Source organism: Synechococcus sp. CS-603 (genome assembly GCF_977929215.1).
Genome location: NZ_OZ376778.1, coordinates 1,978,214 through 1,999,409, shown reverse-complemented (window position 1 = coordinate 1,999,409; position 21,196 = coordinate 1,978,214). Strand labels below are relative to the sequence as shown.

Sequence of the window (21,196 nt, the reverse complement as noted above, 5' to 3'; positions counted from 1 at the left end):
GATCAGCGCCGCCCGGCGGTTGGCCTGCTGGCTGCTTGCCGATCAGACACTTCGACTGGGATGGGCTGGCCGGTGGTGGAAGAAAAGAATGACTCCTGCTCTACATCGGTTTGCAGAAGGCCAGTAACGATGCCGGCATCGAAGGAGATGCGGCCGGGGCCCATCAGCAGGATCGCCAGGCTGCCTCCGAAATAGAGCACCACCAGCTCCATCAGATAGATGTTGAAGCCACTGGTGAGGATGTGGTGGTATCCCGCCACAGACATCGTGCCCACCAGGGCCAGGGCGCCGATGGGCGAGAGGAAGCCGAGGATCAAGAACCAGGAGCCGATCACCTCAGAGAGGCCGGCCACGTTGGCCATCAGGATTGGAAAGGGCAGGTGCAGTGGCTCCACATAGGCCGCCGCGAAGTTGGCGGGATCAGCCAGCTTCTCGTAACCGTGGTGGATCATCATCGTGCCGATCGCCAGGCGGAGGATCAGCAGGCCAGCACTGGCTCGCCAGCCTTCCTTGAGGAAATAGCGGTTCAAAAAGGAGTTCATCGGGTGATGCTCTCCAGGGAGGGAGGGGAGGCTTGGGTTGGGGCGGAGAGGGTCACGGCCCACAGCGCCATCGCGGCGGTGAGGAAGCCAAGGAACACTTCCAGCAAGGTGAGGGTGGTCATGGTTGGCGATCAACTTCACCCAGCATGGCTGATCTGATTAAGAAATGTGAGTCTGACGTTTCAAGCTGCTGCAACGGCTTAGCCCGCAGCCGGGCCACCGGTGCGGCAGAATGTTTACATTCCGCAACCATTTCCATGACCGTCGGAGAGCTGTTTCTTGAGTCTGTGTCCAGCGGTGTGATCACCCCCGCCGAGCTCGACTGGGTGGTTGCCCAGCAAGCCAGCTTTTCGCGGGTGGAGGAGGCCGCAGCCCTGCGCCTCGGCCGCCTGCTCGATCAGGGCGACATCCAGTTCGGCTGCCGCCTTTGAGCCCATCGTTTCGTAGCGGGGAGTCGATGCGGTGAGGGTTTCAATCCCCCAGTCCAGGGGTTTGGGCGGGTTGTTGGTTGCAATCAGATTGTTCCGGCTCACGCAGTAATCGCTCCAGCGCCTCAAGCTCCACTGGCGGCAGCTTCAAGTGCCGCTGGGCCAGCTCACGCCAGCGTTTCAGCAGGGCTAGGCGGGGTGGAATCCCCAGGTTCAGCGCTTCGAGTTGTTGTCTCTGGGCAAACACCTCGGCCGGGGGGCCCTCCAGCACGAGTTCGCCGCGATCCATCACGAACAGCCATTCGGCCCAGCCATCAAGAAAATCAAGGTCATGGCTGGCCACCACGATCGCTGTTCCTGCTGCGTGGATGCGTTGGAGCTGAAGCAATAGCTCGCGGCAATGGCCGGGGCTGAGGTAGGCGGTGGGTTCATCGAGCAGTAACAGCTCAGGTTCCAGCATCATCACGTCGGCCAGCGAGAGTTGCTTTTTCTCGCCCAGGCTGAGCCCGTGCACCGGCCGATCCACCAGCGCTTCGAGATCGAAGTGGACGATGGCCTGCTTAACCCGCCAGAGAATTTCGTTGTCGTCCATGCCCAGGTTGACCAGCCCGTAGGAGAGGTCTTCGGCCACGCTGGTGGCCACGAGCTGGTGCTCGGGGTTTTGGAACACCAGCCCCACCCGTTGCCTCAGCTGGGCGAGTGCCTGGCGCTGATAGGCAATCGGTTCGCCGCGCCAGCGAATCCGGCCGTGTTGGGGCCGCAGCAGGCCATTGGCAAGCAGGAACAGGGTGGTTTTGCCGCAGCCGTTTTCGCCAATCAAGCCACAGCGGGCCCCCTCGGGAATGCGCAGGCTCAACTGCCGAATGGATGGCGCCAGAGAACAGGAATACTGATAATCCACGGCATCGAACTCCAGCAATGGAGTTTCACTCGATGGCTTGGCGGCTCTCACGGCTGCTGCTCTCATGGTTGCAGCGCAAGGCTGAGGCCACTGAGCAGCAGGATTCCAGCAACAGCCTCCGCTTCCAGGCTCCGGGAGCGACGAAAGCTTTGACCGCTGATCACGCGCAACTCGGAGCGGAAGCCCCGGGCGGCCAGGCCCATGGACAAGGAGCGATAGGAGTTCAAGGAACGCTCGAGCAATTGACCGATCAGCAGAGCGAAGCTGTGTAGAGATCGTTTCCAGCTGATGTAGCCCGAACGGGCCTGTTGGGCCACGTGGATGTCTTCAACAATGGCCATCAACGTGAAGATGAAGCCATAGACATAAACCATCAACTCCAGCAGCAGCGGCGGCCAACGCAGCTTGCGCAGTACCCCGATCAGCTCGTGGATCGGCGTGGTCAGCAGCAGGAAGAGCATCGCACTGGTGGCCGCAAGCGAACGGGTCAGCAGCAACGAGGCCTGGTTGATTCCAAGCTTGCTGACATACAAGGTCCAGCCCCCCAGCGGATGGCCCAGGCCTTGCCAGACGTCGGCCTGGACGCTGGCGAAGTTCTCGCTTCCCACCAGGCCAAGCAGCAGGGCCGGCAGGCTGGCCACGGCAAAACCAAGGGGCAGCAGCAGGATCGGCAGGTAGAGGCGCGCTGGAATGGCGGCATGGCCCACGATCCAGACGCCAACCCACAACGTGAGCAGCAGCTGGATCGGGGCTGGAGCTACCAAGGCCAGCGCGAGCAGGATCCCCGAAAAGGCCAACTTCTGGCCCGGTGGCAACCCCCTGAGGCGATTGCCGTGGGCCAGGGCATCGAGGACGTGGCTCATAGAGCCGAAGGCTCATCCTTTGGCTTGGAGCACGTGGACTTGGAGACCGAATCGGTCTGGTTCCTGCCTTCGCTGCGGCCCCGATAGAGACCGATCACGTAGCCGATCACACCGGCTCCCAGGGCTGCCTGGCTGGAAAAGAGCAGGCTCTCGATCTCCGAGCTGGGCAGCTCGACGAGGGGCTCAAACCAGGCTTCATAGTTGGGCTGAAGCGTTTCGATCGCCTCCTGACCCTGGCCATCAGAGCCGGCATACTCACCGCGAACGAACAGCAAAGGAAAGATCGTCAGGGCCAGCACGCCGGCCACCAGCAGCCAGTTGTGCTGCGCCCGTTGTTGGGGTTTGGGGTTTGTCATGGTTTCAGGCCTTCTGGGCGAGCTGTTGGAGGGTGGTCAGTTCGCGTTGGCCGTAGTTCTGCAGCCAGTTCCAGACCAGCACTGTGAGCAGACCTTCGGTGATCGCAAGGGGCAGCTGGGTGATCGCGAAAATACTGCCGAACTTCAGGAATGAGGCGCTGAATCCACCACTGGCAGCGGGAAAGGCCAGGGCCAGCTGGCCGGCGGTGACCACATAGGTGGCGAGATCAGCCAGGGCCGCCGCTGCGAAGACGGCCAGGCGTGTGTTGCCGGTTGAATTGAGGCTGCGGAACACCAGCCAGGCCACCAGCGGACCAACGATCGCCATCGAAAACATGTTGGCGCCCAGGGTGGTAAGGCCGCCATGGGCCAGCAACAACGCCTGAAACAGCAGCACGACGGATCCGAGCACGGTCATCACCCAGGGACCGAACAAGATCGCCCCCAGCCCTGTTCCGGTGGGGTGGGAGCAACTGCCTGTCACCGAGGGCAGCTTCAGGGCGGAGAGCACGAAGGTGAAGGCGCCGGCCAGCGCCAGCAGCAGCTTCAATTCGGGATGCTCACGGGTGATTCGAGCCATCGAGCGCATCCCTATCAGCAGGAATGGCAGGGACACCAGCCACCAGAAGACGGCCCAAGAAAAAGGCAAAAACCCCTCAGCGATGTGCATCGCCTGGGCAGGTGCTGGAGAAAGCAAAACAATGGCGGCACTGAGTGCTGCCATGCCAAAAAGACTGGCCGACTTAGCCTTGAAAGTCGTCACACTGTGCCTCGCAGGTTAGACGGTTGGATTGTGCAAAACGGCAGGAATCCTGACTTATCGACTTGAAAACAAGCCAAATCACAGTTGCGGGACAGCGGCCGATTCGAACGGCACTTTCCCTGTTGCCTTCAGCGGCTGTTCCCCGCTGAAACCGTTTCGAATCTGATTATGAAGGTTGGTGGAACGGGCGGCCACGAAGGTTGATCGATCGTTGCCAGACCAATTTCATAGTTAAGACCGGGCGATCAAAACTGGAAGGTGGTTTTCACGAGCCCGCCAAGCTGGCGGAAGCTCTCACCCGAGGGTGTGTCCTGACCCAAAGGGCGGCTGAGGTAGAAGAGCGCTGGGGTCACCGAAATGTTGTCGGTGACTTGAACCTTGTACCACCACTCCCAAGCGAAATTGCCGTCGTTGGGGGTCTCGCCGCCCTGCAGGGCGGTGGCAAACACCGGTTGTCCCACGGCCATGCCGAGGGCATTGCCCTTAAAGAAGGCATCGCTCCACTGCAGCCCCACCATCCACGACTGACTGGTGGTCAACGCACCATCACTCTGATCGCTGTCGTAGGAGGTGGTGTTGATCCCCCAGCCAGCGCTGATCGAGGGAATCCAGCCGGAGTTGGCCGGTTGCCAGTAACCACTGAGGCCAACGGCATTGGTGCGACTGGCGGGGTTCTCCACCAGGGCTGCTGCGGTGAAAGGCGTGGCGCCAGGCACATCGACGCCGGCCTGTAGGTAGGAATAGATCGCGGCGAGGCCCCACTGCTCGGCGCCGTAACCGATCTGAACGGTGCCGGTGCCGGCGGAGGCGTTGGTGCCGATGCCACCCTCACTGGGATTGCCGAGGTTGCCGTTGGCCGCCACGTAGTTGGCGCTGACACTGAAGCCGTTGGACTGCCACCAGAGGCCGGCACCGGCACCGAGGTTTTTGTTGTAGGCCACCGGTGCCCCGTTGAGGGTGAGCACGTTCAAGACGGTGTCAGCTGGATAGACGCTGGGCCAAAGGGCGAGCATGTCTTCCTGGCCAACGCGGCCGCCAACGGTGGCGGTGAAGCCGGCGCCGAGTGGTGTCTGGTAGTAGAGCTTGTCGATGCCCACGGAATTGGGGCCGGAGTCTTCCTGGAAGGCCACTTCCAAGCCGGCGATGCCGCCGGTTGGTCCGGCGCCACCGAAGACCGAATCGCTGAAGTTGCCGGCCCGCAGGATCGAGCGCAGCAGGTCCTTGCCGGTGAAGCTGGTGTCAAGGCTGAGCTGCAGGTCGTAGCTGAAGGTGGTGGCCCCCACCTGGGCGCGGGCGGAGTCCACCTCGGCATTGGCGCTGCCGCTGAAGGCGTTGGCCCCCACCACAAAGGTGGCCAGGCCGCTGAGCTTGGTGGTGGTGGAGAACTGGCTGGCCTCCAGCTCGCCGACTTTGGCCTCCAGGCCATCGACCCGGCCCTTGAGCACGGCCAGTTCGGTTTCAAACTCCTTCATCAGCCTGCGCAGCTCATCGGTCACCTCGGTGATCCGATCCAGGCAGGCGTTGAGGAGGGCAGCGGCTTCCCAGCGGCTGAGCGAGCGCTTGCCACGGAAGGTGCCATCGGGATAACCCGCCACGCAGCCGTAGCGCTCCACCAGGCTGGAGAGGGCCTGATAGGCCCACTCGGTGGGTTGCACATCGGAGAACTGGGTGATGCTGGTGACCTGCTCCAGGCCTGATCGCGCTGAGGCGGCGTAGGCGTCGATTGCGGCGAGGTTGATCGCGGTGGCCTGAACGGTGGCTGGGACTGTGGCGGGAGCAGCCGTGGCCGGGGCGTGGATGGGGGCCAAAGGGGAGAGCAGACCCAGGGCTGCAGGGGCGATCAGGCGGGTGAACATGGGCGGCTGGAGGGCGGACGGACGGTTTGCGCAACATCCGGGTGGCGAAGCCAGCTCGGATCTTGGTAAGAATGATAATCGTTCGCGTTGCGATGGCAAAGGGCCTGGTTTGTGGTCTTTGAGCAGTTGGGCCGCCGGCTAAGGGAGCTGGAGCTCTTCAGTCGTCGTCGCCTTCTCCTCCTTCACCGCCTTCGCCTCCCTCTCCTCCTTCGCCACCCTCGCCGCCTTCCCTGTCTTCGCCCCATTCACGGCCTTCCCTTTGTTGGTCTTCGTTGTCATCCCTGTCGTCGTTATCGCGCCGCGATTCCCTGTCCCAGGGCATCCGTTGCTCGTTCAATCCAGGGACCATGCCGCAGCCCGCCACGCCGGCGATCAGTCCGCTGGCGGCAAGAAAGAGGGCGATGCTGGGTCGTGACATGGTCGATCCGAATCGTGTGAGAGAGATTCTGAATGGGCCTCAGCAGCCGTGGGTCGCAGAAGCGGTGGGTTGAAGCGCTGGGTTGGAACGGTCACCCGCCCGGGTGCTTTTTGTTACGAGGCCCGCGCCAGCCAGCCCCACTCCAGCCCGCCCGCCCGCTGCAGCGCCCCCATCCCTTTGTTTCTGCTCCGATGCGTTTCCAGATCGACTCGCTGCTGCCAGCCGACCAGCTCGCCGGTTGGTGCCGTCGTCTGCTCGCTCCCGAGGCCGACTGGCGCCCGGGCCAAGACAGCGCCGGCTGGCATGCCCGAACCGTGAAGCACAACCGCCAGTTGCCGCGGGGTTCGGCCTTGCATCAAAGCCTGCTGCCGCTGGTGCATCAGGCCTTGCAGGGCCATCCCCTGCTGGCCTCAGCCGCCCTGCCGGCGCGGATCCACAGCTTGCGCTTTTGCCGCTCAGGCCCCGGTGAGGGCTATGGCCGCCACGTGGATAACGCCTACATGGCGGAGGGGCGATCCGATCTCTCCTTCACCTTGTTTCTATCGGAGCCTGATGCCTATAGCGACGGCGAACTGGTGCTGGAGTTTCCCCATGGTGAGGAGACCTTTCGGCTCCCTGCCGGCGATTTGATCGTCTACCCGAGCACCCTGCTGCACCGGGTGGAGCCCGTGAGCGATGGCGATCGGCTGGTCTGCGTGGGCTGGATCCAGAGCCGCATCCGCAGCGCCGAGCAACGGGAACTTCTGTTTGAGCTCGACACAGCCCGGCGGCTCCTGTTCAGCCAGCAGGGCAAGGGGGAGGCCTTCGACCTGATCAGCCGCAGCTACAGCAACCTGCTGCGGATCTGGGGCGACTGAAGCGGGCCGGGCATCGATCAAGAAACTGGTTTGGCTGCTGGTCTGGGCTGAGGGCGAGTCTTGGGCTTCAGCCGAGTCTTGGGCTTAAGCCGAGTTTTGGCGCTCCTGACAGCCGGCGCAGAGCCCGAAGAATTCGAGGGTGTGGAACAGGAGCTGGAAGCCACCCAGCTGGCTGGCACTCAGGTGGGCCTCGTGCATCGGGCAGCTCTGCAGCACCACCGTGCTGCCGCAATCGACGCAGGTGAGATGGTGCTCATCCCGTTCGGTGGGAGCGAACAGGGCTTCGCCGCTGGGCAGATGGCGGCAGCGCACCAGGCCGCGTTGCTGCAGGGTGCGCAGGTGGCGATACACGGTGGCCAGACCCATGCCGTGGGGGGTTCCGCGCAGGCGAGCATGGAGCTCCTGGCCCGTGAGTTCCTCGCTGGCCTGTTGCAGTTGCTCCAGCAGATGGGTCTGTTTGGGGTTGAGCTGACCTTGGCGGACCGCTGGATCGGCGACCTGGGCGGCCATGGCGAAGGGCACTGAGAACACCACGCGATCCTATGGAGTGAGCTTCGCTTGTCGCCGCTCGCCAGGGGCTGATTGGCCAAAGCCGGCCTGCATAGCTTCCTGAATGAGTACCATTCTCAAATCGCCGCTGGTCGATTCTGGCGGCCCGATCCGTTTGTTCTGGTCACTCCTTTGAACGCACCGCTCCGCCCGATGGCCCTGCTGGCCGCCGTCCTGCTGGCTTCCTGTGGCAGCGATGCGTCTGGGCCTGCGCCCTCCAGCGATGCCGCCCTCCATGTGGTCACCACCTTCCTGCCGATCACTGAATTCACCAAAGCTGTGGCCGGCACCTGCGCCACGGTGGAGGCCCTGATGCCAACCACGGTCAGCCCCCACGATTTCCAGGCCACCCCCGGTGATCTGGTGCGGCTGCAGAAGGCCGACGTGCTCGTCAAGAACGGCCTGGGCCTGGAAACCTTCCTCGACAAGCTGATCGTCAACGCCGACAACAGCGGCCTCCAGGTGATCGACTCCAGCGCCGGCATCCCCACCCTGGAGAACACTGAAAAAGACGCCAAAGACCCCGACCATGCCGACGGCCACGATCACGGCCACGATCACGGTCCGATCAATCCCCACGTCTGGCTCGATCCCCTCCGCGCCGTCCAGCAGGTGGACACCATCCGCGATGGCCTGATCGCCGCGAAGCCCGACTGCGCCGAGCAGTTCAGCGCCAATGCCGCTGCCTTCGTCGATGAACTCCGCTCCCTCAATGCCGAGTTGGCCAGCCAGCTCAAACCGTTTGCTGGCAAAACCTTCGTGGCCTATCACGATTTCGCCCCCTACTTCGCCGAGCGCTACCAGCTCAAGGTCGCCTTTGTGGTGGAGTCTCCCGAGCTGAATCCCACCCCGGCCGACCTGCAGCGCGTCAGCCAGTTGGTCGAGCAGACCGAGCTCAAGACCCTGCTCAGCGAGCCCCAGGAGGGGCGCCAATCCTTCAATGCCCTCGCCGCCGATCTGGGCGTGAAGATCGGCGTGTTTGATCCGCTTGAAACCGGCCCGGCCGAGGCCGGCAAGCCTGGCTACTACCTCAGCCAGATGCGCCGCAACGGCAAGGCCCTGGCGGCGGCCTTCGCGCCCTGATCTGGAGTCAGAACACTGGGTAGGCTGGGCTGATGGCGGAAATGGTTCTCGAAGTCAGCGGGCTGACGGTCTGCCGGGAGGGCGCCGTGGCAGTGGAGAACGTCAGCTTTGATTTGGCGGCCGAGAGCGATACCGCCCTGATCGGTCCCAACGGTGCCGGCAAAAGTAGCCTGGTGCAGGCCCTGCTCGGCATCCTTCCCCACAGGAGCGGCGAGGTGCGGCTGCTGGGCCGGCGGCTCGGGCGCAAAGGTCAGCTGCCCTCTTTGGTGCGCGACCAGGTGGCCTACCTGCCCCAGAGCTTCGGTGTGCGCAACCGCTGCCCACTCAGCGTGGCTGAATTCGTGGGCCTGGGCTGGGATCCGGCCGGGATTCGGTTCAACTGGGTTGGAGGCGAGGCCCGGCGAGCGGCCGTTCGCCGGGCCCTGGCCAAAACCCACTGCAGCGACCTGGCCGATCGCCTGATCAGCGAGCTCTCCGGCGGCCAGACCAAACGGGTGCTGCTCGCGTTTTGCGTGGTGCGCCCCCGCCGCCTGTTGGTGCTCGATGAGGCCCAGGCCGGCCTCGACAGCCAGATGGCCGAGCAGTTCTATGGCCTGCTGTTCGACCTGCGCCGCAGCGAGGGCTGGACTGTCCTGCAGGTATCCCATGACCTGGAGATGGTGCGCCGGACCTGCGATGGCGTGCTCTGCCTCAACCGCCGCCTTTGCTGCTCCGGGCCGCCCGATCACGCCCTCAGCCCCTCCCAGCTGGAGCGTGTCTACGGCCGGGGTTTCGTTCCGTACCACCATCGCCACGCCAACCCATCCTCCTGATGAGCGAAGCCGCCCCCTTCCTGGAGCTGCTGCAGTTGCCGTTCATGCAGCGGGCCCTCCTCGGTGGCCTGCTCACCGGCGCCCTCGGCGGCCTGCTGGGCAGTTTTGCCGTGTTGCGCCAGCTCTCCTTCTTTAGCGATGCCCTGGGCCACTCGTCGTTGCTGGGCATCACTATCGGCATCCTGCTGGGGCTCAATCCCACCCTGGTGTTGATCCCCTTTGCGGTGATCTTCGCCCTGTTGGTGAGTCGGTTGGTGGAGCGCAGCCGCCTGCCCACCGATGCCCTGCTCAACATCGTCTATTCCTCGTCGTTGTCGGTGGCGGTGGTGGCCCTCAGCTTCGTGCGCACCTACCAGGGCAACATCCAGAGCCTGCTATTCGGCGACATCCTCGGTGTGTCCTGGCTGGATCTGGGCCTGATCTCGGCCCTGCTGCTCACGGCCCTGGCCTATCTGGCCCTCACCCGCCGCGACCAGATCCTGCTCACCATCGATGAATCGCTCGCCCTCTCGCGTGGGGTGGCCGTTCCCGTTCATCGTCTGCTGTTCATTCTTTTGTTGGCCCTGGTGGTGGCGATCTCGATCAAGGCCGTGGGGGTGCTGCTGATCAGTGCGTTTGTGGTGATCCCCGCCTGTGCCTCCCGGTTGGTGAGCAGCCACTTCAATTCCTACGTGCTGCTGGCCTCGGGCCTCGGGGCCCTCTGCGCGGTGCTGGGCCTGCTGCTCTCGGGGGCCTTGAACCTGCCGTCCGGGCCCTGTGTGGTGATTGTGCAGTTGCTGGGCTTCCTGGGTGCCCTGACCCTGGCACCGCGCCAGGGGGCGATCGGTTAGGGATCAGCCCGCCACCAGCCAGCGCACCTGCCTCACCGGCTTGCCGAGCAAGGTGAGCTCCAGGCTGGTGGCATCGATCAGGGCGGCCTGGGCCTGGGGAGCTGCGCTCCTGCCAGCAACGCCGATGGGGAGCAGGGGCCGCAGGGCCAGCAGCAGGCGGTCGCCGGTGGGGTCGTAGTCGAGCCCGGTGCCCGGCTCCAGCTCCCAGCCCTCCAGGGGGCGTCGCTGCAGCACCTGGCCCGCGCGGTTGAGGGCCAGCAGCGTGAGCCTGGGTTGGCCGACCCCTTCAATCAACAGCGCCCAGACCCGCTCGCCACTGCGCGAGCAGGCGCTAGCCACCAGCCCTTCGCTGCCCAGCCAGAGCGAGCGGGGCGCCTGGCCGGGTTCCACCAGTTCCAGTGAACGCCGGAAATCGGGCCAGTGGCGCACCAACAGGGCGCGGCCGGCCACCGGACAGAAACTGCTGAGATCGCGGCTGCCGGGCAGCACCTGCCGCTGGATCGGCCGGGGCGGCAGGGTGCGCAGGGCCAGGCCTTCCTGCTCCGGCACGATCAGCTCGCCGCCCTGGGGGAGCAGGGCCACCGGCCCGCTGCTTTCGATTTCGAGAATGGAGCGGCCGCCGCCGCGTTCCCAGAGCACCAGCTGGTCGTTGCCGGGCTGCCGGGGCGCTGCCTGCACCAGCAGTTCGCCCAGGCGGTTGCTGCTGAGCTGGGCAAAGCGCAGGGGCGGCCCGCCGAAGGGCTGTAAGGTTCCGGCTCCCACCGGCTGGAGGCTTCCAGGCAGCGCCACCAGGTTTTCCTGGCTGATCGGCAGCCGCCAGACCTGGTGATTGGCCTCCAGATCGCGGCTGACAAGGCCAAGGCCGCCACCGTCGGCCATGGGTTCGAGCTCCGGGATCGACGGCCAGACCGGGGTGAGCGGGGTCCAGGCGCCATCGTGCTGGCGCACCTGTACCTGTTCGCCGCCGTTCACCGGCACCACCGCGAGCAGGTGGGGGCGGGGATCCCAGCGCCAGCGGCCACCAGCGAGGGCGAGCCCGCGGCGATCGCGACCGGTCAGTTCCAGCACCAGCGGGCCATCGATCCGCTCGCCTGCCTGCGGCAACAGCAACAGGGGGTTGGACTGGCCCTGCAGGCTGAAGGGGATCGGCGGGTTCAGGCTGCTGCCGGCTGCCACCGAGGAGCGCTCCATCGGCCGGCTGAACTCCAGACTCAGCGCCGCGGGTCCTGAGCTGGCCGCCGCCTGGCGCAGGGATTGCAAGCGGGGCGGCATGCGCACCAACAGCTGCTGCTGGGCCAGGGCCACGCCGACCCCTGCCAGCAACATCACAGCCACCGTGTTCCGGGCCAAAGCTTTCATCGCAGGCCTTTCATGGTTCCAGCGGCCGTTGGGGGCGGGGGATCGGGCGGACCTGGCGCACCCGCACCACACTGCGATTCTGGCCGGCCACGGTTTCGTTCTCCATCACCCCTTCAATCGCCAACCACAGATCGGCTTCGGGGGTGGGTTGATCAGCAGGCCAGAGCACGGGCAGGCCCACCGGCACCGCATCGACCAGGCAACAGCGCACCAGCAGGCGCGCCAGCTGGGGGCGATCACCCGGCACGGGTAGCACGAAGCCGCTGATCTTGACCGGATCGCCCTGGTGCAGCTTGGGGTCCGGTTCGCTGCGCAGCAGGCGCACCCACTCGGTGAGGCTGCGTTGGCCCGGTGGCACAACGAAATTAAGGCCCGGGCCCGGTTGAAAGTCCTGGCTGCGGTTGGCGGCCAGGTCGGCGAAGGAGGGCACCGGCGGCAGCAGCAACACCGCCAACGCCGCCAGGCAGCCCGCCAGAAAGCCCAGGCGCTGGCGCCGTGGTAGCGGCGCCTCCTGACCGCTGACCAGTTCGAGCACGGCCAGCGCCAGCAGCAGCCCGCCACTGATCCACACCAGCGGATGGAAGACGGCGCGCAGGAGCAGGTCGAGACGGCCACTGGCGCCGCTCTGCACCAGCACCACCCCCCAGAGCCCCAGGCTCAGGGCCTTGAGGCCGCTGTTGAAGCCAGGTCGCCAGCTCATAACAGGATCAGATTCGCCCATTGGCCAATCAACAGCACCACCAGACCTGCTCCTGCTGCCGTGAGCAGGATGGCGCGCGGGCGCAGCAAGACGCCGAACAGGCCGATCAGCTTGAGGTCGATCACCGGCCCCAGCAGCAGGAAGGCCAGCAGGGCACCGGGTGTGACCTGGGCGGCGAACCCCAAGGCCAGGAAGGCATCCACGCTCGAGCACACCGACACGACCAGGCTCAGCAGCATCAAGCTGAGGATCGAGAGGGTTGGTGCCCCTCCCACGGCCAGCAGCCAGCTGCGCGGCAGCACGGTTTGGACCAATGCCGCGATCAGGCAGCCGAACACCAGCAGCAGGGCCAGGCCAAGAAATTCCGAGCTGCCGTGGCCCAGCACCTCCGCCAGCGGCTGTCGTCGCACCGGCACGTCGGCCGGCAGCGGCGTCGGCGGCTGGCTGCCGATCAATCCGCTGCGGCGATCCAGCAGCGAAACCTGGCTGAGCGGTTGGCTCAGACGCCGTTCTTCCAGCAGCTCCGGGGTGAGCAGCAGGGCTTCGGAGCGTTGGCCCAGCAGGGTGGCCAGCGCCACGGCCACCACCACGGCGCCCAGGGGCCGGGCCAGCAACAACCAGGGCTTATCCGGGAAGGCGGCCCAGGTGCTGGCCAGCACAATCGGGTTGAGCACCGGAGCGGCGAACAGGAACCCCAGCGCCGCGCCCAGGGGCGCACCGGAGGCCAGCAGCCGCCGGGCCACCGGCACATTGCCGCATTCGCAGGCCGGCAGGGCGAAACCGAGGGCAGCGCCGCTGAGCGGCCCGAGCAGCGGTTGGCTTGGCAGCTTCCGCACCCAGCGACCGCCAGGGCTCAGCCAGCGCGCCAAGGTGGCGATCGCCACACCGATCAGCAGAAACGGCATCGCTTCAACGAGCAAGGCCTGGAACAGGGCCCAGGTGGTGGCCAGACGCTGCAGACCCATCAGCTGTCGGCCCGCAGCTGGAACCAGGCGGGAATCGCCTCGAAGCAGGCCGCGTTCTTCTCGTTCTCGCGGGCTTCGGCCTTCCAGCAGCAGGCCCGGCCGGATTCCTGGTTCTGCAACAGGGCATTGGCCCAGCCCCAGACCAGCTCGGCGCTGGCCTCCATGCCCACGTTGGCCATCACGCGCAGATCCAGGCCGCCCTGGGCCTCGAGCTCGCGCCACTGCTCCAGCAATGGGTCGTCGGCATTGACAAGAAAGGTGTGATCGAACTGCTTGGCGAGCTGGGCTTCGAGGGCCTGCAAGCCGGAGAAATCAACCACGAAGCCGTTGGCATCGCGTTGGTGGGCCCGGAACCAGAAGGTGAAGCTGCGGCTGTAGCCGTGCACGAAACGGCAGTGGCCGCTGTGGCGCCACTGGCGGTGGCAGCAGGGGTAGCCGCTGAACTGTTTGGAGCAGCTGTAGGCCGCCGCTGGTGCTGCCGTCATGGGATGGGGGAGGATCGCAGCCACTCGACACTGCAGGCCTTGGAGGCATCATTTCAGCCCCGCCGCACCGCCGCTGGCTCCCTGCCATGGCCTGAGCTGATTGGGGTACTGCGTTTTAACGCGGCGGGTCTGATTCCCGCCATCGCCCAGGACTGGCTCGACGGGGCCGTGCTGATGCTGGCCTGGATGAACGCCGAAGCGATCGAGCAGACCCTGGCCACTGGCGAGGTGCACTACTGGAGCCGCTCGCGTCAGGAGCTCTGGCACAAGGGTGCCACAAGCGGCCATATCCAGACCCTGCGCGGCCTCCGCTACGACTGTGACGCCGATGTGTTGCTGCTGAGCATCGAGCAACGCGGAGACGTGGCCTGCCACACCGGCGCCCGCAGCTGCTTCTTCGCAGATGGATTGACAGCAACAGGCATCAGCGCAGAACGCCTGAACGCTGGTGCCCAGCCGCCGGCCGATGCCTGCAGCGAACTGGCGCGGGTGATCAATGGGCGCCGCGACCATCCCGAACCCGGCAGCTATACCAACAAGCTGCTGGAAGGCGGTGACAACAGCATCCTCAAGAAGATCGGCGAGGAGAGCGCTGAGTTCGTGATGGCCTGCAAGGACGACGATGCCGCTGCCATTGCCGGCGAAGCGGCCGATCTGATCTTTCACCTGCAGGTGGCCCTGGCCCACCACGGCGTCCCCTGGCGGCGGGTGCAGGAGGTGCTGGCGGCCCGGCGAGGAGCGCCAAGGCGCACTCAGGAGCCGTCCTGACCAGCGGCAGACGTTTCAGGAGATCTCTTTTTGCCGGGCCCAATCTCAAGCTCATTCAGGGGCTGTAGCACACCGAAGCGACTGGGTTGGGCATAGAGCCAGCGCAGGGTGGCCAGATCACGGGCCGTGAGCTGCAGCACCGGCACGGCGCCTGGCACCGCAGCCATCGCGTCGCTGGCCTCGGGGCTATGGCCCCAGAGCCCGAAGGCATGGCCGAGCTCATGCAGGGCCGTGGCTTCAGTGGCTTCGCGGCGCTGATCCGGGCTGATCAACACCTCTACGCGCGGCTCAAGGCGCCAGACCCCCTGGCGTTCAGTCTCTTGCAGGGTCAGGCTGGCCCGGCCATGGCTGGCGCGTCTCTGGCCTGGTTCCAGGGAGATCAGCGGGGGGCGGCGGCGGCGAACGAACACCTGCGCCCGGGCTGGATCGTTGACCCGCTGCAGCGGCAGGTGACCCTGCCATTGCCCCAGGGCCGATTCCACGGCCGTCAGCCAGCGCTGCTCAAAGCGAGCGCCCGGACCTTCCAGGCTGGTCGGCTCCACCCAGACGCACCAATGGGCCAGCACGGGCCAGCCGGCGACAGAAGGATCGAGGGCTTGGCGGTAGTCGCCGGAATCAGGCGCCACCTCGCCTGCCGCCTGCCCCTCTGAGCTGGCCGCTGGGTGGGCCATTGGGCTGGCTGCTGGGCTGGTGGCAGGCTCTTGCCACGGCCGGCTGGCTTGCGCAGGCGGGCAGCGATCGCTCGCCAGAGCTGGCAAAGGCAGGCCCAGACCAATTCCCAGCAGCGTGATGGCCCTCAAACAAACGGCGCTTCGATCCACCACCTTCAGCCGGGCAGACCGACGCCCCTGGCCATCAAGGTGGCGAGCAAGGGGATGGTGGCGAAGCCAGCCAATTCGATATTCAGCACCCAGCGCAGGCGCGTGGCCAGGGCTTCGCTCACTTGGGGCAGATCACCCTTGCGCAGCGGAATCGCCCAGAGGATGTAGGTGATCGTGGGATACAGGGAGAGTGCGCCGACAGCCAGGTAGACGCCCACCTTCCACCAGAACAGGGGATTTTCCGTATAGAAGCTGCTGCCCTGGCCGTAATGCAGCACCCGCAGGATGCCGCTGACCAGCACCGCCAAGGCAGCGATGCCGTACACCACGTCGGTGACCACCATCAGGATCGCTTCCCCCCTGGCCGGGTCGGCCTTGATCAGGCGGCGCTCCAGCACGAGCGCGCCGAAGCAGACCATGAAACTGAGGTAGTGGACGTAGGCCACCGCCGCATTGGGCAGCACGCCGCTGGGAAACACGAACCCAGGCAGGGAGAGGCCTGGCAGGGAGAGACCAGGGAGTGAAAGTGCGGGCAGAGAAAGTCCTTGCTGCAGAAAGCCAGAGAGGATCTGGGCAGGAAAGGCGTCGAGAGCGCTCATCGCGGGTGCCATTTCGCCGACGGTAGCGGCCCCCTGGGCTGACACGGGCGCAGGCCGGGATGGTGCTTCAACTCGGTATAAAAACTAATGATTTTGGAACAAAATCAGTAGCCAACCTGTTGATTCGTAGCGGCTAGATGGACCTGCTCAAAAGCACCGTAGTTTGAATCAGCCAAGCTGCTGAGAGTTCCATGTCCAGTTCACTCAGTTCCTATCTCGCTGAGATCGGTCGCCATCCGTTGCTCACCCCGGTTCAGGAACTCACCCTGGGCCGGAAAGTGCAGAGCATGGTGGCCTTAACCGAACGCTGCAGGCTTTCCGGTGGCACAGGAACAGCTTGCCTGTACTCCGACCTGGAGCGACGCCACATCCGCAACGGCACCCGGGCCAAGGACCAGATGGTGGTCGGAAACTTGCGTCTCGTCGTCAATCTGGCCAAGCGCTATCAGGGCAAGGGCCTTGATCTGCTCGATCTGATTCAAGAAGGCACGATCGGCCTGTGCCGGGCCGTTGAAAAATATGATCCCACCCGTGGTCATCGCTTCAGCACCTATGCCTATTGGTGGATTCGTCAGGGGCTGAACCGGGCTCTCTCCACCCAGAGCCGAACCATCCGGATTCCCGTCAATGTGAACGAGAAGCTCACCCGGCTGCGGGCGGCCAGGGCCGAGTTGATGCAAGCGAACGGCAGCTCCCCCAGTCACGACCAGTTGGCGGCCAAGCTCACGCTTCCGCTTGACCAGCTCGAAGATCTACTGGCCTGCGAACTGCGTACGGTCACCGTCAGCCTGCAGGGGGCGGTAAGCGCCAAGGCAGACCCTTCAGAGTTATTGGATGTGTTGCCCAGCACCCAGCCGTCACCTCTGGAGCAAGCCGAAGTCAGTGAACGCCACGCGGTGGCCTGGGAGTTGTTGGATCGCTCCGATCTCAGCGAGCGTGAGCGCGCCGTGGTGCTGTTGCGCTTCGGACTCGATCAGGGGCACCAGTGGCGAACCCTGGCGGAAGTGGCGGAACAACTCGGCTGCAGCCGCGAGTATGGCCGCCAGGTGGTGCAACGGGCCCTGCGCAAGATGCGCCGGATCGGCCTGCAAAGTGGCCTGGTGGAAGCAGCCAGGGGATGATCACCGACCGTCGCTGGATAAAAACCGAACTTGCCCGTCTTGTCCGGGGCAAGGATGATGGCGAAGTTCATTGCTGTGGATAGACCCATGGCCTCAACCGAAACCACCGTTGACACCGAGGTGCTCGAGAGCAGCGTCGTTGATGAGGGTGTTCTGCAGCGATTGCTGCGCCGCGCCGGCCGCGCCATCGCCCTGCCTGCTCTCGAATGCCTGGAGCTGCTGCTGGATGGCAACACCCCTCCCCAGGTGCGGATCACGGTGATGGCAGCGTTGACCTACCTGCTGCTGCCGCTCGATCTGATCCCCGATTTCATCCCCGTGGCCGGCTTCAGTGACGACCTGGTGGCGATCACGGCCCTGCTCGGCATGACCGGCAGCCACCTCACCCCGGACATCCGCCAACGGGCAAGGCGCAAGCTGGATCGCTGGTTCCCTCCTTCCCGGTAATGGCGACGCTGAGTCCTGAACAGCTCGATTCCCTGCAGGTGTTTTTGAAAGATTGGTTGCGCCATTCCGGCCGTACCCAATCCGATCTGCGCAGGGCCCTGCGGGCTGAGTCGATCAAGATGCCGGCGCTGCTTGAGGAGCTGCAGCGTCTGCACGTTGAGGCGGGCTTGGGCGGCGTGGCTGAACGGCTCTGCGCCATCGAGACCCAGTGGCAGAGCGAGGAGGCCGTTGATCCCCTCGCCCAGCTGGATCTCGATCTCGACGCGTTGCTCAACGAGATCCGTGAAGGACAGAAAAGTTAGGCCTTTAGAGGCAGAGTGAGAGGCCCTGATGACGCCGCGATGAGCATGCGATCACTCCCGAAACCCAAGCAACCTTGCGGGCACGGCCAGAACACCCTCGCCATGGCCCTGCTGCTGGCAGGGGCTGTATGGGGCGGTTTGCCTGCCGTCGCCCAGAACCTGGCCCAGAGTGAGTCGTTCCTGCTCGAGCGCGGCAGCAATGTCGGACCCGCCACCCGCGTCAAACCGGTGGATTGCGTCACGGGCCCCGATGGTTCCGTCACCTGTAACACCACCCTGGAGAACCCCCCCGGCGACACGCGTGCCAGGCCCGAATTCAGCCCGTTCAATAATTGATGCGCCGCCTTAAAGACGCCTTTAGCGACGAGGCCTTCATGGGCCTCGTCGAGCGGTTTGAGCGGCAACTGGCGAAATTGCTGGCGGTGCTGATCTGCATCGTTCTGGTGGCTGCCACGGTGCAGCTGGTGATTACGGTGCTGAGTGAATTCAACAATCCCGCCACTGGCTGGCTTGGCGACGACCTGATCAAGATCCTCGGCGATGTGTTGACCCTGCTCATTGCCCTGGAGGTGCTGCAGAACGTCACGGCTTATTTGCGCCGCCACGTCGTGCAGATCGAACTGGTGTTGATCACCGCGCTCACGGCAGTGGCCCGGAAAGTGATCGTGCTGCCACCAGGAGCTGAGAACAAGCCCTTGCTGCTGCTGGGGCTTGGCGTCACGGTGGTCAGCCTTTCGGCCGGTTACTGGCTGGTGCGCAAGGCCGACTTCAGGGACCGGAACCCCAGAACAGAGCAAGCCAGAGGGTTCCGGGGGCTGGATCTGTAGCCACAACCCGATGGCGGCGGTGAGGTTCGATCAACAGTTGATCTCCCTGCCGAAGCAGAACCCGCTCATCTGGATTCAAGAAGGCCAGTTCGGCGCTGCCGCGTAACAACGTCACCCATTCCGAGAACGGCTGCTGCTGCCAGCTGCCGCTGTAACTGCAGGAGTGGATGCGCTCCAGCCACAACCCTGGAGCCTCCACCAGGCGCTGCGTCTGTTCCTGGCCGGGATCAGGGCACTGGCCAGCCAGCAGGTTCGCGGGTTGTGGCTGGTCGGGCTCAGCGGCTCCAGGTCCCTCTCCCCAGCGCCGACTGATCGCAAAGCCGTGCTGCAGCGCCAGAGCCACCACGGCCTGGTGATCAACGCAGTTGCGCAGGGCCTCGCCGAGGCCGGCATCCCGTTGACTCAGGGCCACAAAGGCATTGAGCTGCTCCACTTTGGCGAGAAACTGCTGGAGGTCTTTCTCAGCCATGGGTCCAGGACGCCAACCACTTGTTTAGGCCCGCAGCGGCATTGGCAGGTTCAGCCCTGCAGCCATTTCGACATCCGAAAGCGATGAAAGATGACGCCAGCGAGGGGCAGGGTCTCGAACCTGTCGACCTGCCAGCCCTCCCGCTCGAACAACGGCCTGGAGAGAAAGCTGGCCTCGGTGCGCAGCTTCGGGGTGCCGGCGTCGCGGGCGAGCGCTTCAAGGGCCCGCAACAGGGCCCTGCCGCGCCCTTGGCGGCTGGAGCGTCCACGGCAGTAGAGGAGGGAAAGGCGATCGGCGGGTTCGAGCAGGGCGAACGCCTCGATGCCCTCGCCCCCAGAACCGGTACTGACCAGACCGGTGCCCCGCTCCAGCTCCCTGGGCAGAGAGGCCCGGCCGGCGGCCAACTGGGCCCAGGCCCGCACCTGTTCGGGGCTGTACAGACGTGGGGCCTGGCTGAGTACCGCGTCGCGGTAGACCTCAACGATTTCAGGGTGGTCCTGGCTGGTGAGGGGGCGCAGCGAGGTCATGGTGAGGAGCGGCTGCGAAGAAATGAAACGAGATCTGACCGCTCGGCCGGATACACTCGCAATGGTGACGCGTTCTTTTATACGGTCATCGAAAGGCCCATGGAGTTGAACTGCGAATGACCATGGCCGATTCAAAACCGCTCACGATTGGTGAGCTTGAAGCGGGCTTTTCGGCCTACTGCCAGGCCCTGCGCCGGCTGGTGGCCGACGAACGCAGCCAGGAACGCATCCAGCGCACCCACTGTTGGCACAATCTGCAGCGTCTGCATGACTGTCTGCCCCAGCGCTACCGCTCACCCCTCGATCTCTATCAGCGTTACCAGCGGGCCCACCAGGCCGGCCTGCCGATTGACCAGTGACCTAGGAGCCAATCGGGATTATCGCCCCATGACCTGCTGGGTTTGCATGCCTGGCTTTGCCGGTATTGGCACGAAACACTGGTCAGATCGTTTCAACTCAGTGAGCTCAGATCAGTGAGTAGAAATGAATGAGTTGAGATCACTGGCCTGACAGTAGTGACCTTTTAGTTCAGGGTTTGAAGCTTGCATAAGGTCACTCTATTCAAGAATTCTTTTGAATCAGCAGGATTAAAGCCTAAAAAACGATTCGTATCTCTGATTGATTGAATCCCAGTATGATTGCTTGTCAAGCCGATCTGAACAGCACTGACAACATCAAAGGGCCAAAGGACCAAGGACCAAAAAACATAGGATCAAGCCCAACAAATCAAGGAAATCGCTGAAGCGGAGAAATGTACCCAGGATGAACAGCAACAGTCCAGCTTTCCAAACCAACAGCCTCGCCGCTACTGCCGCAAGAGTTGGGTTCTGGTGGCGGCGACTACTGGTCTGGGCGGCCGTGCTGGGACTGTCGCTGCTGATCAGTTGGCCTCGAGCGGCCTATGGCGCCACCACAAAGTCCTTGGCTGGTTCGTTATTTGAGGCCCACTGCGCCGGCTGTCATGTCAATGGCGGTAACATCCTGCGCCGCGGCAAAACGCTGAAGTTGGCGGCGCTGGAGCGCAACGGCGTTGGCGGGCCCGAGGCCATTGCCGCGATTGCTGCCGGAGGAATCGGCCAGATGGGCGGCTATGGAGCCGTCCTCGGCGAGGGTGGAGCGGAGCTTGTCGGCGATTGGGTGTGGCAGCAGGCCCTGAACAACTGGGCCGCCGAGAGCCCAAAGGCTTAAAACGCCTGGATCCAGGGGTAGACCTTCAGCTCCGTCCAGATCCCCTCCCGCCAATACACATCGGCGTGGAGAGCGGCTTCCACCTGCGACTGACTGTCGGCCTCGTAGATCCCAAACACATGGCTGCTGCCTTCGGTGGGTCCCAGGGTGACCAGCAGGCCCCTGTCCTTCTGACGCTGAAGGCCTGAGAGATGGTCGTCGCGAAAGGGTGTTCGCTTTTCAACGGCGTTGGGGCAATACGTTCCCCAGAGCACGAATCGGGCCATGGATGCAGGTGTTAGCGGATGGTAGACACCGAAGTTTCAGGGCAACAGCAACGCAATGGCGCCGCTTGAGGCCCGGCCGCAGCCAATTGCAACA

General features: G+C 64.5%; 31 protein-coding genes and 1 riboswitch. Of the genes, 13 read left to right on the top strand and 18 right to left on the bottom strand.

The window, feature by feature from the left end; genetic code table 11:
* Positions 1–2 precede the first annotated feature (2 nt).
* On the bottom strand, positions 3–542 hold the full coding sequence (locus ACXMDM_RS10500) for a DoxX family protein (protein WP_083544575.1): 540 nt from the start codon (positions 540–542) through the stop codon (positions 3–5).
* Entirely contained in the window at positions 539–664 is a 126-nt protein-coding gene (locus ACXMDM_RS10495) for a hypothetical protein (protein WP_255448148.1), read from the bottom strand. Before ACXMDM_RS10495 ends, ACXMDM_RS10500 begins: the two co-directional genes overlap by 4 nt.
* Positions 665–799: 135 nt before the next feature.
* Here ACXMDM_RS10495 and ACXMDM_RS10490 point away from each other — a divergent pair, with 135 nt between their 5' ends.
* A complete protein-coding gene (locus ACXMDM_RS10490) occupies positions 800–973 on the top strand; it encodes a PM-15 family protein (RefSeq protein WP_162922887.1) in 174 nt (57 codons plus the stop codon).
* A gap of 40 nt (positions 974–1,013) precedes the next feature.
* Here the strand turns inward: ACXMDM_RS10490 and ACXMDM_RS10485 are convergent, their stop codons facing one another.
* The 6 genes from ACXMDM_RS10485 to ACXMDM_RS10460 all read right to left on the bottom strand — a co-directional run bounded on the left by ACXMDM_RS10485 (position 1,014) and on the right by ACXMDM_RS10460 (position 6,127).
* Positions 1,014–1,937 (bottom strand): energy-coupling factor ABC transporter ATP-binding protein, encoded by a 924-nt coding sequence (locus ACXMDM_RS10485; protein WP_499569566.1) that lies wholly within the window; start codon positions 1,935–1,937, stop codon positions 1,014–1,016.
* Entirely contained in the window at positions 1,934–2,734 is an 801-nt protein-coding gene (cbiQ, locus tag ACXMDM_RS10480; RefSeq protein WP_071801688.1) for a cobalt ECF transporter T component CbiQ, read from the bottom strand. The genes ACXMDM_RS10485 and cbiQ overlap by 4 nt, the downstream gene beginning before the upstream one ends.
* Complete coding sequence (locus ACXMDM_RS10475) at positions 2,731–3,090, bottom strand: energy-coupling factor ABC transporter substrate-binding protein (protein WP_071801687.1); 360 nt, start codon at positions 3,088–3,090, stop codon at positions 2,731–2,733. Before ACXMDM_RS10475 ends, cbiQ begins: the two co-directional genes overlap by 4 nt.
* 4 nt (positions 3,091–3,094) lie before the next feature.
* On the bottom strand, positions 3,095–3,814 hold the full coding sequence (locus tag ACXMDM_RS10470) for an energy-coupling factor ABC transporter permease (RefSeq protein ID WP_071801686.1): 720 nt from the start codon (positions 3,812–3,814) through the stop codon (positions 3,095–3,097).
* A 61-nt stretch (positions 3,815–3,875) separates the two neighbouring features.
* Positions 3,876–4,024: riboswitch (cobalamin riboswitch) on the bottom strand.
* A gap of 74 nt (positions 4,025–4,098) precedes the next feature.
* Positions 4,099–5,709 (bottom strand): iron uptake porin, encoded by a 1,611-nt coding sequence (locus tag ACXMDM_RS10465; RefSeq protein ID WP_071801685.1) that lies wholly within the window; start codon positions 5,707–5,709, stop codon positions 4,099–4,101.
* A gap of 157 nt (positions 5,710–5,866) precedes the next feature.
* A complete protein-coding gene (locus ACXMDM_RS10460; RefSeq protein WP_071801684.1) occupies positions 5,867–6,127 on the bottom strand; it encodes a hypothetical protein in 261 nt (86 codons plus the stop codon).
* A gap of 191 nt (positions 6,128–6,318) precedes the next feature.
* Between ACXMDM_RS10460 and ACXMDM_RS10455 the strand changes: the two genes are divergently transcribed.
* Positions 6,319–6,984 (top strand): Fe2+-dependent dioxygenase, encoded by a 666-nt coding sequence (locus ACXMDM_RS10455; RefSeq protein ID WP_071801683.1) that lies wholly within the window; start codon positions 6,319–6,321, stop codon positions 6,982–6,984.
* Between the two features lie 84 nt (positions 6,985–7,068).
* Here ACXMDM_RS10455 and ACXMDM_RS10450 read toward each other — a convergent pair whose 3' ends face one another.
* Positions 7,069–7,494: a Fur family transcriptional regulator gene (locus ACXMDM_RS10450; RefSeq protein WP_071802312.1), complete on the bottom strand. Its 426-nt coding sequence runs from the start codon at positions 7,492–7,494 to the stop codon at positions 7,069–7,071.
* A gap of 171 nt (positions 7,495–7,665) precedes the next feature.
* On the opposite strand from ACXMDM_RS10450, the gene ACXMDM_RS10445 reads away from it, so the two are divergent.
* The 3 genes from ACXMDM_RS10445 to ACXMDM_RS10435 are packed head-to-tail and all read left to right on the top strand — an operon-like array spanning position 7,666 to position 10,258.
* Entirely contained in the window at positions 7,666–8,616 is a 951-nt protein-coding gene (locus ACXMDM_RS10445) for a metal ABC transporter solute-binding protein, Zn/Mn family (protein WP_233830811.1), read from the top strand.
* A gap of 32 nt (positions 8,617–8,648) precedes the next feature.
* A complete protein-coding gene (locus ACXMDM_RS10440) occupies positions 8,649–9,428 on the top strand; it encodes a metal ABC transporter ATP-binding protein (protein WP_071801682.1) in 780 nt (259 codons plus the stop codon).
* Positions 9,428–10,258: a metal ABC transporter permease gene (locus ACXMDM_RS10435; protein ID WP_071801681.1), complete on the top strand. Its 831-nt coding sequence runs from the start codon at positions 9,428–9,430 to the stop codon at positions 10,256–10,258. Before ACXMDM_RS10440 ends, ACXMDM_RS10435 begins: the two co-directional genes overlap by 1 nt.
* Before the next feature lie 3 nt (positions 10,259–10,261).
* Here the strand turns inward: ACXMDM_RS10435 and ACXMDM_RS10430 are convergent, their stop codons facing one another.
* The 4 genes from ACXMDM_RS10430 to ACXMDM_RS10415 are packed head-to-tail and all read right to left on the bottom strand — an operon-like array spanning position 10,262 to position 13,767.
* Entirely contained in the window at positions 10,262–11,617 is a 1,356-nt protein-coding gene (locus tag ACXMDM_RS10430) for a hypothetical protein (protein WP_071801680.1), read from the bottom strand.
* 10 nt (positions 11,618–11,627) lie between these two features.
* On the bottom strand, positions 11,628–12,317 hold the full coding sequence (locus ACXMDM_RS10425) for a TIGR03943 family putative permease subunit (RefSeq protein WP_071801679.1): 690 nt from the start codon (positions 12,315–12,317) through the stop codon (positions 11,628–11,630).
* The gene (locus tag ACXMDM_RS10420) at positions 12,314–13,282 is read right to left on the bottom strand and encodes a permease (protein WP_259722855.1); all 969 of its coding nucleotides are present in this window, start codon (positions 13,280–13,282) and stop codon (positions 12,314–12,316) included. The genes ACXMDM_RS10425 and ACXMDM_RS10420 overlap by 4 nt, the downstream gene beginning before the upstream one ends.
* Positions 13,282–13,767, bottom strand: a complete 486-nt coding sequence (locus ACXMDM_RS10415) for a 6-carboxytetrahydropterin synthase (RefSeq protein WP_071801677.1) — start codon at positions 13,765–13,767, stop codon at positions 13,282–13,284. Before ACXMDM_RS10415 ends, ACXMDM_RS10420 begins: the two co-directional genes overlap by 1 nt.
* 39 nt (positions 13,768–13,806) lie before the next feature.
* Between ACXMDM_RS10415 and hisIE the strand changes: the two genes are divergently transcribed.
* A complete protein-coding gene (hisIE, locus tag ACXMDM_RS10410; RefSeq protein ID WP_370454144.1) occupies positions 13,807–14,535 on the top strand; it encodes a bifunctional phosphoribosyl-AMP cyclohydrolase/phosphoribosyl-ATP diphosphatase HisIE in 729 nt (242 codons plus the stop codon).
* On the opposite strand, the gene ACXMDM_RS10405 is transcribed toward hisIE, so the two are convergent.
* Together ACXMDM_RS10405 and ACXMDM_RS10400 are read right to left on the bottom strand one after the other, a co-directional pair.
* Complete coding sequence (locus ACXMDM_RS10405) at positions 14,520–15,335, bottom strand: peptidase (RefSeq protein ID WP_499569559.1); 816 nt, start codon at positions 15,333–15,335, stop codon at positions 14,520–14,522. The genes hisIE and ACXMDM_RS10405 overlap by 16 nt on opposite strands.
* A 26-nt stretch (positions 15,336–15,361) precedes the next feature.
* On the bottom strand, positions 15,362–15,955 hold the full coding sequence (locus ACXMDM_RS10400; protein WP_259722856.1) for a DUF2214 family protein: 594 nt from the start codon (positions 15,953–15,955) through the stop codon (positions 15,362–15,364).
* A 191-nt stretch (positions 15,956–16,146) separates the two neighbouring features.
* On the opposite strand from ACXMDM_RS10400, the gene ACXMDM_RS10395 reads away from it, so the two are divergent.
* The 5 genes from ACXMDM_RS10395 to ACXMDM_RS10375 all read left to right on the top strand — a co-directional run bounded on the left by ACXMDM_RS10395 (position 16,147) and on the right by ACXMDM_RS10375 (position 18,652).
* Positions 16,147–17,076, top strand: coding sequence for a sigma-70 family RNA polymerase sigma factor (locus ACXMDM_RS10395; protein ID WP_259722857.1), 930 nt, complete (start codon positions 16,147–16,149; stop codon positions 17,074–17,076).
* Positions 17,077–17,163: 87 nt separating this feature from the next.
* Positions 17,164–17,523 (top strand): YkvA family protein, encoded by a 360-nt coding sequence (locus ACXMDM_RS10390; protein ID WP_071801674.1) that lies wholly within the window; start codon positions 17,164–17,166, stop codon positions 17,521–17,523.
* Positions 17,523–17,825 carry a hypothetical protein gene (locus tag ACXMDM_RS10385; RefSeq protein ID WP_259722858.1) on the top strand — a complete coding sequence of 101 codons (303 nt, stop codon included), beginning with the start codon at positions 17,523–17,525 and terminating at the stop codon, positions 17,823–17,825. Before ACXMDM_RS10390 ends, ACXMDM_RS10385 begins: the two co-directional genes overlap by 1 nt.
* Before the next feature lie 39 nt (positions 17,826–17,864).
* Positions 17,865–18,161 (top strand): hypothetical protein, encoded by a 297-nt coding sequence (locus ACXMDM_RS10380; protein ID WP_311134209.1) that lies wholly within the window; start codon positions 17,865–17,867, stop codon positions 18,159–18,161.
* Entirely contained in the window at positions 18,161–18,652 is a 492-nt protein-coding gene (locus ACXMDM_RS10375) for a phosphate-starvation-inducible PsiE family protein (protein ID WP_259722859.1), read from the top strand. The genes ACXMDM_RS10380 and ACXMDM_RS10375 overlap by 1 nt, the downstream gene beginning before the upstream one ends.
* Here the strand turns inward: ACXMDM_RS10375 and ACXMDM_RS10370 are convergent.
* Both ACXMDM_RS10370 and ACXMDM_RS10365 read right to left on the bottom strand, forming a co-directional pair.
* Entirely contained in the window at positions 18,594–19,121 is a 528-nt protein-coding gene (locus ACXMDM_RS10370) for a Nif11 domain/cupin domain-containing protein (RefSeq protein WP_259722860.1), read from the bottom strand. The two genes, ACXMDM_RS10375 and ACXMDM_RS10370, sit on opposite strands and share 59 nt — an antisense overlap.
* Before the next feature lie 50 nt (positions 19,122–19,171).
* Entirely contained in the window at positions 19,172–19,648 is a 477-nt protein-coding gene (locus ACXMDM_RS10365; protein WP_071801669.1) for a GNAT family N-acetyltransferase, read from the bottom strand.
* A gap of 122 nt (positions 19,649–19,770) precedes the next feature.
* Between ACXMDM_RS10365 and ACXMDM_RS10360 the strand changes: the two genes are divergently transcribed.
* Positions 19,771–20,007, top strand: coding sequence for a DUF3136 domain-containing protein (locus ACXMDM_RS10360; RefSeq protein ID WP_120352866.1), 237 nt, complete (start codon positions 19,771–19,773; stop codon positions 20,005–20,007).
* A gap of 403 nt (positions 20,008–20,410) precedes the next feature.
* Complete coding sequence (locus ACXMDM_RS10355) at positions 20,411–20,836, top strand: cytochrome c family protein (protein ID WP_233830807.1); 426 nt, start codon at positions 20,411–20,413, stop codon at positions 20,834–20,836.
* Here ACXMDM_RS10355 and ACXMDM_RS10350 read toward each other — a convergent pair.
* Complete coding sequence (locus tag ACXMDM_RS10350) at positions 20,833–21,102, bottom strand: YciI family protein (protein WP_259722861.1); 270 nt, start codon at positions 21,100–21,102, stop codon at positions 20,833–20,835. The two genes, ACXMDM_RS10355 and ACXMDM_RS10350, sit on opposite strands and share 4 nt — an antisense overlap.
* Positions 21,103–21,196: the final 94 nt, after the last annotated feature.